At 41.0% G+C, this 14,465-nt stretch carries 10 protein-coding genes; 6 read left to right on the top strand and 4 right to left on the bottom strand.

Features of this window, described 5'->3' with window-relative positions:
* Positions 1 to 203: 203 nt before the first annotated feature.
* From DP117_RS00455 to DP117_RS00440, 4 genes are all read left to right on the top strand, one after another.
* Positions 204 to 1,784, top strand: coding sequence for a CPBP family intramembrane glutamic endopeptidase (locus DP117_RS00455; RefSeq protein ID WP_169216371.1), 1,581 nt, complete (start codon positions 204 to 206; stop codon positions 1,782 to 1,784).
* A 714-nt stretch (positions 1,785 to 2,498) separates the two neighbouring features.
* Positions 2,499 to 2,774 (top strand): hypothetical protein, encoded by a 276-nt coding sequence (locus DP117_RS00450; protein WP_169216370.1) that lies wholly within the window; start codon positions 2,499 to 2,501, stop codon positions 2,772 to 2,774.
* A 1,299-nt stretch (positions 2,775 to 4,073) separates the two neighbouring features.
* Positions 4,074 to 6,533, top strand: a complete 2,460-nt coding sequence (locus DP117_RS00445; protein WP_169216369.1) for a heavy metal translocating P-type ATPase — start codon at positions 4,074 to 4,076, stop codon at positions 6,531 to 6,533.
* A gap of 222 nt (positions 6,534 to 6,755) precedes the next feature.
* On the top strand, positions 6,756 to 7,259 hold the full coding sequence (locus tag DP117_RS00440) for an FHA domain-containing protein (protein ID WP_169216368.1): 504 nt from the start codon (positions 6,756 to 6,758) through the stop codon (positions 7,257 to 7,259).
* 135 nt (positions 7,260 to 7,394) lie between these two features.
* On the opposite strand, the gene DP117_RS00435 is transcribed toward DP117_RS00440, so the two are convergent.
* Positions 7,395 to 7,742 (bottom strand): hypothetical protein, encoded by a 348-nt coding sequence (locus tag DP117_RS00435; RefSeq protein WP_169216367.1) that lies wholly within the window; start codon positions 7,740 to 7,742, stop codon positions 7,395 to 7,397.
* Between the two features lie 208 nt (positions 7,743 to 7,950).
* Here DP117_RS00435 and DP117_RS00430 point away from each other — a divergent pair, with 208 nt between their 5' ends.
* Positions 7,951 to 8,871 (top strand): TIGR01777 family oxidoreductase, encoded by a 921-nt coding sequence (locus DP117_RS00430; RefSeq protein WP_169216366.1) that lies wholly within the window; start codon positions 7,951 to 7,953, stop codon positions 8,869 to 8,871.
* A gap of 72 nt (positions 8,872 to 8,943) precedes the next feature.
* On the opposite strand, the gene DP117_RS00425 is transcribed toward DP117_RS00430, so the two are convergent.
* From DP117_RS00425 to DP117_RS00415, 3 genes are all read right to left on the bottom strand, one after another.
* The gene (locus DP117_RS00425) at positions 8,944 to 9,195 is read right to left on the bottom strand and encodes a hypothetical protein (RefSeq protein WP_169216365.1); all 252 of its coding nucleotides are present in this window, start codon (positions 9,193 to 9,195) and stop codon (positions 8,944 to 8,946) included.
* 454 nt (positions 9,196 to 9,649) lie between these two features.
* The gene (locus DP117_RS00420; protein WP_169216364.1) at positions 9,650 to 10,075 is read right to left on the bottom strand and encodes a hypothetical protein; all 426 of its coding nucleotides are present in this window, start codon (positions 10,073 to 10,075) and stop codon (positions 9,650 to 9,652) included.
* 114 nt (positions 10,076 to 10,189) lie between these two features.
* On the bottom strand, positions 10,190 to 10,546 hold the full coding sequence (locus DP117_RS00415) for an iron-sulfur cluster assembly accessory protein (RefSeq protein ID WP_169216427.1): 357 nt from the start codon (positions 10,544 to 10,546) through the stop codon (positions 10,190 to 10,192).
* Between the two features lie 351 nt (positions 10,547 to 10,897).
* On the opposite strand from DP117_RS00415, the gene DP117_RS00410 reads away from it, so the two are divergent.
* The gene (locus DP117_RS00410) at positions 10,898 to 12,544 is read left to right on the top strand and encodes a hypothetical protein (protein WP_169216363.1); all 1,647 of its coding nucleotides are present in this window, start codon (positions 10,898 to 10,900) and stop codon (positions 12,542 to 12,544) included.
* Positions 12,545 to 14,465 lie beyond the last annotated feature (1,921 nt).

The following is a 14,465-nucleotide window of genomic DNA, read 5'->3' as shown; positions in this document are numbered from 1 at the left end:
TCTCGTGACGAATAATCTTGTGATTTTGATTCATCGGCGAGTGCAATGATTTGTCCCTTAATATAGTAAAGCTGCTGTGAGCAGCCTTACACTGTCTCTATTTCAGAAATCTATATTCTGACGGCATTTTCTTGCGATAATTCCCAAGGAGTCAGCTTGGTGAGCGAATCGCGCTCTACATTGGTCTAGTAAACGGAGGAGAGATGACTCTCAAACGATTGGGTTTAATTATAATGACGTTGGTTGTCATACTGTTTGCAGGTTCGTCTTTGTTAGGTAGTTGGCAAGAACCTCAGTTCCAAAGTCGCTTGGAACTTTACCAAACAAATATTGTGCTGCAAGCTGCTTCTTGGGAAGCACCAAATGATAACAAGACGAATTTCAAGCCATTGCAGGATGCACTCCTTGGCGTCAAACCTCTTGAAAGCGCAACAGAGCAATATCAACAGGCGCGCAACTCTGCTCAAACGAATTTGGAAAAAGCGAAAAAGCAACTAGCACAGCTTCAGTCTGAACCCGCTAAAACTCCTACAATCCCTAAATCTCAATCGGAATATCCTCCTGTCACTAACACCTCTAGTCAGTTACAGCAACAACAGTTGCTACAATCGCTCAAAGGACTGGAAAAATTGATTGCTGAATTGGACTTGCGGCTAGGAATTTTACAAGCACAGCAAGCAAAGACACAAACAGCCCTCAAAACTTGGAGTCAATTGCAGCAACAACCAGACATTAATCCTCAATTCGATAACACTGCTGCTGTGTTAGCGGGGCTTTGGAGTAATCCCCCGCGTATTTTGCCTAATGCTGAGCAACCGATTCAAAATAATTTAGAAGGTTGGTTTCGCTATACTGCTCTAGAGCGGCTATATCAACTTCAACAACGTCAAGATGCTTTAGCAGAACTCAACAGCATTCAGCAAGAAGCTGCTGAACAAGCTATTTTGAAATTAGCAATTATTGGAACTGTTCCCGCCTTAACAGCATTTTTTGGTGTAGGGCTGCTGATTTTTCTCATCGGTCAGCGTGTTGTCAAAGGGAAAGCATCTGTGTTAGCTCAAAATTGGGATGTGCGTTGGTCAACACCTTGGAATGGTGAGACAATTTTACAAGTTTTTGTCCTAGGCTTTTTCTTGATGGGACAAATTATTGTGCCTCTGACAATATCCCTACTTCCCATCCCGCGTCCTATCGAAAATGTGAGAATACAGGCATTATATGTCTTGGTCAGTTACCTGTTAGTGGCATTTGGTGCCCTATTAGTGCTGTATTTCTCTATCAAACGCTTTTTTCCTCTACCAGAGGACTGGTTTCGTTTTCGGTTACAAGGTAGATGGTTTTTATGGGGGCTGGGTGGCTATTGCGTAGCTTTCCCTGTAGTTTTGATCGTGTCTTTAGTGAATCAACAGCTATGGCAAGGACAAGGTGGTAGCAATCCCTTATTGCAACTGGCGTTAGAAAGCCAAGATACTGTGGCACTTGCTATATTCTTCTCTACCGCTGCTGTTGCTGCCCCAATTTTTGAAGAAGTTTTGTTTCGCGGCTTTTTGTTGCCCTCCCTCACTCGTTACCTACCTGTGTGGGGATCAATTCTGGCAAGTAGTCTTCTGTTTGCCGCCGCTCACCTCAGCTTATCAGAAATTTTACCGCTGTTTGCTCTAAGTATTGTTTTGGGTGTTGTTTACACGCGATCGCGCAACCTCCTTGCTCCCATCCTTCTCCACAGCCTTTGGAATAGCGGCACTCTGTTAAGCTTGTTTGTTTTAGGCAGTAGTAGTCAATAAGACTTTGTGTTTGTCTTTAACAAGACTTCAAAAAAGTGTCGTTGATTTTACAAAAATTTACAAATAACTTATTGGTATTTGGTGCATATCAGTGCTAATTTGAATGCACACATATAGCTAAGGGTAAAACTTACTACAATTTGTAGTAAGTTTAGTAGTAAGTTTAAAAGCTGAAACCCTTCATAAGATGAAATAACAAACAAATTGGCAACTCCACTTTTCACAAATCCTTAAGAGGCGTGTGATGTGGGATGCACAAGTTTATCTGCTTATGGAAGGTAATTAAGCGTTTAAAAACAGATCTGTATGTTATTCGTATGTCAACAAAACTTCAAAAGTTCCGGAAATAACATTGCTTAAATTGTAAAGAGTAAACGGTGCGCATCTTATACCGAAGATTCTTTTCGGGAATAAGATTTCGTTGCAAAACTGCTGTACTAGAATTTCTCGTTAAAGTAAAGAAAGAGGGGTTATTGAGGAGTGCAGTTTCAGATGCTTTCTGAAAACCTGCTTGCTCTTAGACTCTAACTTTAGCGTACCTTGTAAACGAGTGGCACGCAGCTTTGCCATATTTGTTTTTATGCTTAGGTTGTGTTTCTACTGAAATTCAAAAAAGTATGAACGCCAAGTAAGCAAATAAACATAACTTATCTGAATAAAAATATAGAGCTTTGATTTTAGAGATCACTTAGAAAGTGCAGGAGCTTGATACATATGGCAAATCTTACCCCTAGTCACGCCACCAAACAACTTTTGGCTGGATACTGCGGCATTATTTTTGGAGGTTTTGGTATCCATAAATTCATTCTTGGGTATGCACCAGAAGGATTTATGATGCTAGTTATTTCTTTAGTCGGTAGCTATTTTACTTACGGGTTAACATTGCTGATTATGCAACTTGTCGGTTTAATTGAAGGCATGATTTATTTAAACAAATCTCATAATGAGTTTGTTGACACCTACTTCATTAAAAAGCAGGGCTGGTTTTAACAATCCTTATCTTCAGCATTGAATCTCTATTTAGTGGTTCTATTTTAAGTACATAATTCAGTTATCAATTATCGATTTGATAATTGTTTATTGCTCATTGTTGATTGTTCATTGATTCTTGACGGGGTCTAACACGTAAGAAATTGAGCCAGCCCTAATACAACGAGTACCCGACTTGGAAGATAGATCCACAAAAAGAGGGCTGGCTCAATTTCTAGGGGACAATGCGTGACGTTACAAAGAACAGGGCTGTCTCGCTAGTCGCATACAATACTAAGCTGTATTCGCGCCTCAGCCAGAACTGAGTTCTTTGTTGATAGGTCATAATTTTACGTCAGTAAGATGGACGCATCGCCTATCTGATGAATGAAGACGCAATGAATGTCATGGCTATTTGCGGTTGAGAGCTACTATTTCCTATACCTTGCTCATGTGTCATAAACCGGAAAATTCAATCAATTATCAGTGATTCAGTGATCAGTAAGCGTAAGTTCGAGTTTTTGTCTCCCGATAGAAGCGACTAGCGATCCCACTGCGTTACCAATATTTTGGGACTTCCATATACAAAAATATCCCATTGAATTGTTGGTTGTTGACACTTAGAGATGATTTATAAAGTAAACCTTAAATTGTAGGGTGTGTTAAAGCAACGCGTAACGCACCACTAGATGCGGTGCCCTGCGGCTCATTCCTACTCTCTAAAGACGCTTCATACCTTACATAGCCGTAACACACCCTACTTAATATTTACTTTATAAATGACCTCTTAACACTCAACTGTACACACTCAACAATTTCAAGCGGAATAATTTATTTCTTGGAGTTCTTTTCTAGTCTATAACTTTCAACAGAGTTTTTCTTTACTTAACAAATATTTGACTTTTACAAAATGTTAACGCTTAAACGTAAAAATGTAACCTGGACAATACTCACCGTATTCGGACTAGTGTATTTCTGCACTATATCTAATATGGCAGTCAATCCTTTTTGGAAAAGTGAAATAACCTTGATGTCACTACAAGTCGTTGTAGTAATATATGTGACATATTTACGTTGGACTCGTCGATCATAACGTTCCCTTTTGGTGAAAAAATATGGATATGCTAAGACAATTAAATTAGAAATTTAAAACTGAAAATATTCTTCTATAAGACATGCACAACTGTACCCTGACATACTCATAAATTAACAAAAATTAACAACTTTGACATTCCGTCAAAGCTCTTGATTTCGCCTACGCTCAAATTAGAGACGCTTTTAGACAAGCGTTAAAGTTTCGTAGCAAATTAAAAACTTTCCATGCAAATTGTCTCAAAAACTAACCTTTCCCCAGAAGAAGCTTCGACAACAGAGAAAATGACTTTGGATGTCGGAGGTATGAAGTGTGCTGGCTGTGTGAGGGCAGTAGAACGTCAGCTGACTCAGTATCCTGGAGTCAAAAGTGCCTGTGTAAACTTGGCAACAGAAGTCGCAGTTGTAGAATTGGAAGCTGGTGCGGTAGATGCAGATGCACTGGCAAAGGAATTAACAGCAGCTGGGTTCCCAACTCACCCTCGGAAGCTTGGTGGGAAAGTAGCTCTTGAGACACAATCAATACAAGATCCCGCTCAACGACAGCGCCAAGAAATGCAAGCTGCAAAGCGGCAATTGGTCATTGCTGTCGTCCTGGTAGTTATCTCATTGAGTGGTCATTTTGGTAACATTAATGGTCATGTGATACCAGTTTTGCATAACATCTGGCTTCATTGTGGATTGGCAACGGTAGCGCTTCTGTTTCCTGGTCGTCCAATTTTAGTGGATGGCTGGGTGGGTTTACGACACAATGCACCAAACATGAACACCTTGGTGGGATTGGGAACACTGACAGCTTACACCACGAGTTTGGTTGCTCTAATATTTCCCCAGCTTGGTTGGGAGTGCTTTTTTGACGAACCAGTGATGATGTTGGGCTTTATCTTGCTAGGACGGACACTAGAAAAACAAGCTAGAAGTCGTGCTGCAGCAGCATTTAAGGAATTACTTGCCCTTGGGCCACAAGTCGCACGATTAATTGGCAAGCCTAAGACGACTGAAACAACTTCCTCATTATCTTCTGGTGCGGGAGTCGTAGAAATTCCAGCCCAGTTGGTACGTGTTGGCGAATGGTTACAGGTTTTACCAGGAGAGAAAATCCCAGTTGATGGTGAAGTTGTAGATGGGCAAACAACAGTCGATGAGTCCATGCTGACTGGGGAAGCAGTACCAGTGACAAAGCAACCAGGAGATTTGGTGACAGCAGGGACACTTAATCAATCAGGGGCGATCGCCATTCAAGCGACTCGTACTGGAAATGATACAACTCTCGCTCAAATTGTCGCTTTAGTGGAAGCCGCACAAACTCGTAAAGCGCCTGTACAAAAATTAGCAGATACAGTCGCTGGATACTTTACCTACGGTGTTTTGACAGCTGCTTTGGTAACATTTGTCTTTTGGTACTTTCTCGGCACTCACATCTGGCATCATGCCGTTATGGCATATGCTATGGAAACTTCTCATCACTCGTTACTCAGTACATCTCATCTTCCACACCTGACAATTTACACACCGTTCCTGGTGAGTTTAAAGCTCGCAATTGCTGTCATGGTCGTCGCTTGTCCATGTGCTTTAGGACTTGCCACGCCAACAGCAATTCTAGTAGGAACAGCGATTGGTGCGGAACGGGGTCTTTTAATCAAAGGCGGTGATATTTTAGAAAAAGTCCACCAGTTAAACACGGTCGTCTTTGATAAAACTGGTACACTGACCACAGGTCGTCCCGTCGTGACAGATTGCATACCTTTTGAAGCAGAGGAAAAAAATGCTTCTGTAACTTCTGTTACTCTTCTTCAAATGGCTGCAGCAGTAGAAAGTGGCACGATTCATCCTTTAGCAACAGCAATTCAACAAGAGGCGCAACGGCAAGAGTTATCTATTCCACATGCTGTGGACTTTCACACAGAACCGGGACTTGGTGTTTCTGCTGTCGTGGAACGTACTTTAGTGCTTTTAGGAAACTGCGACTGGTTACAATGGCATGGTATTTCTATCAGTGAAACTGTCCAAAAACAGGCTCAAGAGTTAGCAGCAGATGGAAAAACGATAGTTTTCGTGGGACTTGGAGATACAATAGCCGGACTGATTGCTGTTCAAGATACCCTAAGACCAGATGCAAAAGCTACGATAGAAAAGTTACGCCAAATGGGTTTACGGGTTATGCTGCTCAGTGGAGATACGCAAGACGCAGCAAGTGCAACAGCAAAACAACTGGGGCTGACTTGTGCAGATGTTACGGCTGGTGTTCCACCTGCAAAAAAAGCTGCTGCGATACAAGAATTACAGATACGCTTAACAAAGGCAGGAGGTACTCAGCACTCTGTCGTCGCAATGGTAGGAGATGGTATTAATGATGCCCCAGCTCTATCTCAAGCTGATGTGGGCATTGCTTTGCACTCTGGCACCGATGTCGCGATGGAAACAGCTGAAATTGTCTTGATGCGGGATAACTTAACTGATGTCGTAACATCCATACTACTGAGTCGTGCAACTTTGAGCAAAATCCGTCAAAATTTATTTTGGGCTTTTGCATATAACACTCTTGGGATTCCTTTAGCAGCTGGTGTTTTGTTACCCAGTTTCGGTTTCGTCTTGAGTCCATCCGGTGCAGCTGCACTTATGGCTTTTAGTTCTGTGAGCGTCGTCACTAATTCCCTTTTATTACGACGTTTTGCTCATCACTCATAATATTCTCTTTTCGAGCTATTATTTATGAACGTAAATATTTGGTTTTGCCAGTCTCAGGTGCAACTACGTCGATAGATAAGTGTTTTGAGATGCACAAAACCTGCTTGAGGCTGCTACAACATCTATAGTAGTTAAAAGAGTAGAACAAACTGTTCTACTCTTTTACACAACCAAATAAGTTTAATGCACATAAGATAATTACCATAAACAATACTTCAAAGAATGGCAGCAAACAATACTAAACACATCTTGATTAATCACAGTTCAACTAAAGAATTTAGTAACAATTTGTCAATGGCAGCACAAACAAATGAAAGCCATCTACTGATAATACAAGATGATCAAGGACGCAAAGAATTTATTCTTGATCGCCCTGTCTACTCGATTGGTAGGGATCGCAGCTGCGATATCCGTCTCATCTCGCAGTTTGTCTCGCGCCGCCATGCCACACTCATGAGGATGCTGCGCGATGATAAGAAGCATAGCTATTATTATCGAATTGTTGATGGTGACGCTGGTAAACCAAGTTCTAATGGTCTGATGATTAACGGGCGAAAGATACCAGTTCATGACTTGAAAAATGAGGACGAAATTGTTTTTGGTCCTCAAGTACGTGCTATTTATTACTTGCTGCGAGATAGTATGCGGACAGGAGGACAAACAGATTCCAGTGAATATGACATTACACTCATAAATCCCGGAATGACTGAGGATTTTGAGGACTGAAGGCATATTAATTCTGGAATATTTCTACTCTTAGCCTGCACATTTTTTGGAGGGGCGTTTTACTATAAGCTAGCCTAGTGATTTCGCTAGCCCAAGCAGACGCCTTTTTTGAGGACAAGTACCAATAGCTACCTACTAGCCTGCAATGCTCTCAATAAGATTCCAATAGCGGCAATTTTCAATAGCCTGCTTAACGTATTCAAAGACTTGTCGGCAGTGATTGTCTTTTTGAAGTGGTAATTCCTCGTTTTTAATCACAATACTCATCCGGGTTTCTATTTCAGTAGCAGTGCTTTTGTCAATCAGTACTTCTACGGTCACTAACTTGGAAATGGGTACAGAACCAAGAAATTCCCGTGCCAGAATATAGTCAGATGTATAGTACTGAACTTCAAACTGACAATCTTGCAGAAGTTCTACAAGTAAAGATTGAAGTTGGTCAATAGGAACAGAAAGAATAAATGAACAGGTATAGCGAGCCATAATAGCCCCACGCCTTGCAACACTCCGTCCATCCTATAATATAGAACCACCTAAAAGCCAAGTCATTATAGATTCATTAAAGAACGAAAGTTTTGAGTTAAAAGAAAAGCAGTACACAGTACACAAGCAATTTCTCACTTCATACTGCAGTGGCGAAACCAAAAGTTTGAGAAAAAACTTTAAAATAACAGTCTGGGGGAGATAAATTATGAAAATCGCAATTGCTGGAGCAACAGGATTTGTAGGTAGTCGTTTGGTAGAAAGACTACATGGAGAGGGTATGAAAGTGCTTGTGTTAACTCGTAACACAACCTATGCCCAAAAAGTTTTTCCACCTACGGCTTTTCCCAATGTAGAAATTGTTGCCTATACACCGAATACATCCGGTTCTTGGCAAAGTGCCATTTCTAGTTGTGATGGTGTTGTTAATTTAGCAGGTGAACCCATTGGTGAAGGACGTTGGACAACCGAACGTAAACAGGAAATTTTAAACAGCCGCAAGTTCGTTACGCAAAATATTGTGGACGCAATAATCAACGCTAACCCCAAGCCGAGTGTGTTAGTCAATGCCTCGGCTATTGGCTACTACGGTACAAGTGAAACGGCTACCTATGATGAAACTAGCTCATCAGGTAACGATTTTCTTGCCCAAGTCTGCCAAGCTTGGGAAGCAGAAGCAACAAGAGTCACAGATGCAGGTGTACGACTTGTCATTCTACGATTCGGTATTGTTTTAGGTCTGGGTGGTGCTTTGGGTAAAATGATTACACCTTTCAAACTCTTTGCTGGTGGTCCTATCGGAAGTGGTCGGCAATGGTTTTCCTGGATTCACGTAGATGATGTCGTTAACTTGATTTTGCAAGCTTTAACCAAAACCCAAATGCAAGGGGTCTATAATGCTACTGCCCCGTATCCTGTGCGAATGGCTCAACTAAGCCAAGCTATGGGAAAAGTCATGAATCGTCCTTCCTGGTTACCTGTTCCGGCTTTTGCTATTGAGGCTCTTTTAGGTGACGGAGCAATGGTCGTTTTGGAAGGTCAACAAGTTCTTCCTAAGCGGACTTTAGAAAGCGGTTTTGAGTACAAGTATCCAAATTTGGAACCAGCACTAGCACAGATTGTGAAATAGAAATTTGATGTAAAGAGAAATGAAGTGGGGTGCGTCATAAAGAACGTTTACTCACCCTACTATCAAAAAAAATTACTTATTTCCAGTTTTGAGAAATTTCTGAGAAACCCAGTTGATAATGCCACTCATAATGGCACCAGCAAACAAAATGCCTATAGCAGGGTTAAATACAGGTTGCCAAAGCTTGTACCACAAATCTAAGCCCAGTGAGATTCCAGCAGTTTCACCAATAGCTGCAACTGCCAACCACCCAAAACCAAACAAAACTAGAAACACGTCTGCCACTAAAACTAAGTTCAGCCAGCTTAAAAATTTATCTTTCATAAAAACTCGCGGGTAGTGTGGAAACCCATGCCTTCTAGGCGTGGGAGGAAACACGACACGGAACTTTTAAGTTCCGTCCCCCTTGCGGGGTTGAGTAAGCACAGGAGTAGTGCTTACTCACTTCCCTGTATGCCGGGAACCGCCTTGCTACTCCAGTAAAGTTAGCCTGGACAAAGTTATTGGTCGGTACTTTCCAAACGACACTAACTTAACCCAATAAATTTGTTTAATCGTTCGGTTCTAGTGTCCGGAACTGGTGAAGCATCCCGGAGTAGGAACTTTAACGCTTCCCAATAACGTAGTACCGTTACGGTACGCGCGTCGGGTCAACTATCAACCGATTCGTGGGCTAGAAGCCCACGACTAGAAGTCGTGGGTTGTTGACAGTCACTACTTATGACTCACCAGTCAATAGTCTAAAACTATTGACTGGTGAGTTGGGACTATTTAGCAATTATTCCTCTGGAAACAGCCAGTTTTTGACTTTTGCCAAACTTTGCCAGTCTGGTTTTCTGTCCAAACCATCTTCAATACTTTTTTTGACTTCCTCTCGCCACTCTGGATTGACAAAAATCAACTGTTGTGCAAAGTCTACGTGTTGTCGCAAACCTTTTTCACCTGTTTCCAGCATCGCAACAGCTAGATTTATTCGTGCTTGGGGGTCTTGTGGATTGAGCTTGACAGCTTTTTGTGCAGCCTTGTAAGCAAAGTTGGGTTTATCGTCTAACAGATACAACCACGCTAAACAAGTCCAAGCAGCCGTACTTTTGGGAGCGCGATCGCAAACTTCTTTAAACACAGGGATTAAATCAGCTGCTGCTTCTCCTGCTTTATAACGTTCTAAACCTGTGTCAAACAGAGATTCAACTGTGTTAGTCATTATTCATGAGTCAATAATCATTGGTCTTTTGTCGAAAAACAAATGACAAAGGACAGATAATCATCTTACAAGATTGTGCGGGATGATGCGGCGTGAGCGTTTCCATCCCACTAGTCAAACTCCAAATGATTTACCACAACCACAGGTTTGAGCGGCGTTGGGGTTGGTAAATTGAAAACCGCCGCCAATCATAGAGTCGCTATAATCTAGCATCAAACCGTAGAGATATAATAAGCTTTTGCGATCGCAGACAATTTTGAAGCCATCATAATCAAAAACCTCATCTTGAGGGGTAATCTTGCTGGGATCTTCAAAATCCATCATGTAAGACATTCCGGAGCAGCCACCTTGACGCACTCCAACCCGTAAGCATAGATCCTTATCTTGCTTATTTTGCAAGAGCTTCACCTGCTGTAATGCTGCTTCGCTCAACTGAATTCCTCGTTGTGAAGACTGAGTTACTTGTGTCATCTGCCGTTTATACTCCAATTCTGGTGTGAGCTTGACTTTGTAGCGGCAAGCTCTTTGATTCAAACTCCAAGCTTACCGCGTGGTGGCTTTAAAAGTTTTTGTATCCATTCTAGCGACATTCATGTCGTAGGAATGCAAATTGTAAACACTCCGTCAAAAGCACGCAAAGATTTTTATTCTAGAATTGAGAGATTCAATGTATTTTGAAATTCGATATTTTATTGGTTCAAGGATTGTGGTAGCTACCAGCAGCAACCACTCTTCCTAAGCAGCCTCCAGAGTTTTGAGCCGAGGCTAGCCCGCCAGCCGAAAATTTAATTCCATATTGCTTGTTTTGATTAACTTACCTCTATGACAAGTTTTAATCGCTCTACCAGTCGTCGGTTGAAGAAATTATCCCAAATTCCTTCTGTGTGGGAGGGCGATCGCCGTCCATTGTCGTCATCACAAACTCAGAACTCAGATCCAGAGTTTAACAAGGGCGAATGTATTCTTTGGGTCGATGGTTCCCAAGGTGTTGTCCGAGGTATGGACGTAGTCGCACCAGAAACTGGTCCAGAAGCAATTGTCCGTACCCTCATGCGAGCGATGGAGCATCCTCATAGTCCCGCCAAACCAGCTCGTCCTCAAAGAATTGTGGTAAAGGATCGCGAAATCCAATTTTATCTGCGAGGAGTCCTACAGGATTTGGACATTGCAATTGATTACACACCAGAACTGCCTTTAATTGATGAACTCTTTCGTGGGTTTACTGAAATCTTAGACAGCCAAGTTCCCGATTTACCTCCACAATACGCACAACTACTGCGGGAAAAAGCTTTTGAAATTTGGCAAACAGCGCCTTGGGAATTCTTGGAAGAACAGCAAATTTTGTCCATAGAAATTAATAAATGGGATGTTGGTACACTCTACGCCAGTGTTATGGGAATGCTGGGGATGGAATATGGGATTTTGTTGTATCGTTCAGAAGAATCTTTAAAGCAGTTTCGCGCAACTGTTTTAAGAGAAGACCAATCACAAGGACGTTTAGAAGAAGCTTTTTTAAGACAAGATTGTCTATTTCTGACTTTTGAGCATGCTGACGATACCGAGGAAGAAGACGATGAGTTCAGTGACTTAGCGGATTTCCCTTTATCGGAAATTGACCCCACTTTTGGTAATATCCATCCTTTAGAAGGACTGCGCTCTGTTTTATATGAGGAAGAAGCACTTGTCGTCTTTGTAGCAATAGAAAGCCTTTGCCGGTTTATCCACGATTACCGTCATCAGCTCGATGATGAGACTTTCCCTAGCTTGAGCCATCGCTATCGTATCTCGTTACCTGAGTCGTCAGATGAACCCACAAAATCAGCGTCTGTTGCTGTTTCTTCTATGCCACAGTTAGCAGCTGAATTAGAAGAGATAGCAGGTTTTGACACTTTGGAAGATGAAAGTGAGTTACCGCCACCAATCTTTCGGTCATTACGTGATGATTTGATACCAGAAGACTCATTTCTCAGTTTAGGAGTTGTGTCATGGGAAATGTTGGATTACTTACGTAAGGGAGCAAAGTATCAAACAACAGGAGAAATCACACAAGCAGGGGATGGTTTGCCAGTGATTTTGATTCAAACTTCTCGTCCTAAGGCAAAGACTGTGATTGAGAGTATTGAACAAGCAGGAGGACTAAAGGCAATTTGTTTCAATCCAGGTGCTGATCCCTTTGATGGGGCGCGCTACGATTTAGGTCTGTTACAAACCGAAAACGACGAATTGTTCCTGTTTGGTGAGTTTGAAGATGACGATCCAATACACGTAGAAGCTCGGAAGAAGTGGAATCAGCGATGTAAAAATACCAAAGGATACTGTGGCTTGATTATTGCTAAAGGATTGACAGGGGCTTCCCGTGGTAATCCTCAGTTACGAGACATGATGGCATTGTTTGAAGCACAGTTCTTTTCGCCCAAAGATTTGGGCATTGGCACCCTTCAGCTCATGCCTCAACTTCAATTTGAATAAACGTCAAAGCATAACTAGAAACAAAAGTATCCATTCTTATTTTTCTGCGTACCAGTGTACGTAGCTAATCAAGGCAACGTACGACTTCTCCTGCACGCCTCAACAGATAAATATTCGAGAGCTAGAAATTACGCTTAGCGTGTCCGCAAGCGGAAAGCGCCCCCGAAGCGGGGGTACAAAGCTGTGTGTCCGGCAGTGTGTTCGTGAAGACTCAGGGCTATTGACATAGACACGTAAGTTCTGCGGAGATTTACGCCAACAAAGCAGCGTGCGCGGCGCATAGGAAAAACAAAAGTCATTTTGTGGCGGTTCGGGAGTAAATACCACAAGTTGAATTGTGTAGCTTGATCGCCGTCTTTTTGTAAAGCTTTGAGGGTAAAACTTGCATATATTGAAAAAACATAGCTATCAGGTTTGCATATAATTACTGATAAGTGGGCAACATTGAAAAAAATAAAATAAACGCTTTGCGATAACTTAGCTACTGTACTCTACAGGATCTACGGTTCGCCCCACTCATGATAGAGCAATACACACTTACGTTCTTTGTCTACACTACGTTTCGTATGTCCTCCGTGTACGCTACGTGCTTTGCTGCTGACATTTTACGTTTCATGTTTATTGAGCTGACTTAAAAATAGAACGGGCTAAGTCCCGCTACGCTAATACCAACTCATCCGTGAAGAAATTTTTTTCATGGCAAGTTTCATGGGCGAAAGCGTTGCGGTGCGATAGTACTTAACCCATGAGTGACTAGTTTAGAAAATAGACAGCTAGAACACTGATTCACTAATCCCAAAAACCCGGTTTTTATTACAGGAAAAACGAAATTTCATTGGTTCAACTAGAAGAAACCAGGTTTTTTAGTCACAATGATGAATTATGAATACTGAATCGGTGTTCTAGAGCGCCGGTACAGTAATCCCAAAACCCCGGTTTCTTTAAGGTGGCTCAACGAAAAATCAGTCTTTTTTATCATAGAAACCGGTTTTTTTCCCTATGTGTGACTAAACCTGCGCTTAAAAAACATAGTAATTCCTGACAGAAAATTAAAAACATTTTTCATGTTTAGTTGTGAGAGATTCCTGCAATTATCTGATTTTAAAAATACTCTAGGGCAGAAGGCAATACGCTTCAAAGAAGCTCTTGAAGAAAAAGAATTTATGGAAAATTTGCTGCACTTCTTGAGCGTTACTCCTACCGACTCCAGAGCTTTGGACATAATTTGTAAGGAGTTTAGCATGATTGGTATATTCATTCATTAAATATTCTCCTGATTCTTTCAGTATTTTGATTACTGAATACTGAAAGACGTGATTTTTTACAAATTAATGTCCATTCACTCTTCTCAATAACTACTAGTCTAGCGTAAATAACTTCTGTCAAAAAACCGTCTTGAAAGTCATCTAAGTAAAGCTTTAAATTTCTCTTGATAGAAAAAATGTAATAGACTTGAAAAGTCATTTCCGTAGGGAAAACTTTGTTTTCAAAAAAAATATCTTCCTTGAGCGGTCTTAATCGACTGTTATATAATTCTTGTATCCACTTAGCAATAAGTTTTGTCTATCGCTCTTTAAGAAGTTATAAATAACTTTATTAGATGACTATAGATCACCATATCTCTCATGTATAAATATCAGAAAAAAATCATTTTTTTAAAAATGGTGATAAAATTTTCATGAAAAATATTTAGGTAGAAAGTAAAGGCTTGATATTTATTTTGTGAAAAATTTTAAACAAAAAGTATATATAAATAAAAAGGTAACCAAGTATTGTTTTTCCAAAAAACAACAAAATCATAATAAATTTTGATGTTTTTCATCTTCTCAAGATATACACTTTAATCAAGAGACGCTTTTCTTGGTTTATGGAATAGGATGAAAGTAAGAAGAAAAAAATGAAATTGTTTTTGTCGATCAGG

This window comes from Brasilonema sp. UFV-L1 (assembly GCF_012912105.1).
Classification (GTDB): Bacteria; Cyanobacteriota; Cyanobacteriia; order Cyanobacteriales; family Nostocaceae; genus Brasilonema.
The sequence above is the reverse complement of the archived record's forward strand: the minus strand, read 5'-3'. Positions and strand labels throughout refer to the sequence as shown.

Excerpts from the sequence above, each read along its gene's own strand:
- DP117_RS00455 (WP_169216371.1), top strand. The coding sequence starts at position 204 with ATGACTCTCAAACGATTGGGTTTAATTATAATGACGTTGGTTGTCATA.
- DP117_RS00450 (WP_169216370.1), top strand. The coding sequence starts at position 2,499 with ATGGCAAATCTTACCCCTAGTCACGCCACCAAACAACTTTTGGCTGGA.
- DP117_RS00445 (WP_169216369.1), top strand. The coding sequence starts at position 4,074 with ATGCAAATTGTCTCAAAAACTAACCTTTCCCCAGAAGAAGCTTCGACA.
- DP117_RS00440 (WP_169216368.1), top strand. The coding sequence starts at position 6,756 with ATGGCAGCAAACAATACTAAACACATCTTGATTAATCACAGTTCAACT.
- DP117_RS00435 (WP_169216367.1), bottom strand. The coding sequence starts at position 7,742 with ATGGCTCGCTATACCTGTTCATTTATTCTTTCTGTTCCTATTGACCAA.
- DP117_RS00430 (WP_169216366.1), top strand. The coding sequence starts at position 7,951 with ATGAAAATCGCAATTGCTGGAGCAACAGGATTTGTAGGTAGTCGTTTG.
- DP117_RS00425 (WP_169216365.1), bottom strand. The coding sequence starts at position 9,195 with ATGAAAGATAAATTTTTAAGCTGGCTGAACTTAGTTTTAGTGGCAGAC.
- DP117_RS00420 (WP_169216364.1), bottom strand. The coding sequence starts at position 10,075 with ATGACTAACACAGTTGAATCTCTGTTTGACACAGGTTTAGAACGTTAT.
- DP117_RS00415 (WP_169216427.1), bottom strand. The coding sequence starts at position 10,546 with ATGACACAAGTAACTCAGTCTTCACAACGAGGAATTCAGTTGAGCGAA.
- DP117_RS00410 (WP_169216363.1), top strand. The coding sequence starts at position 10,898 with ATGACAAGTTTTAATCGCTCTACCAGTCGTCGGTTGAAGAAATTATCC.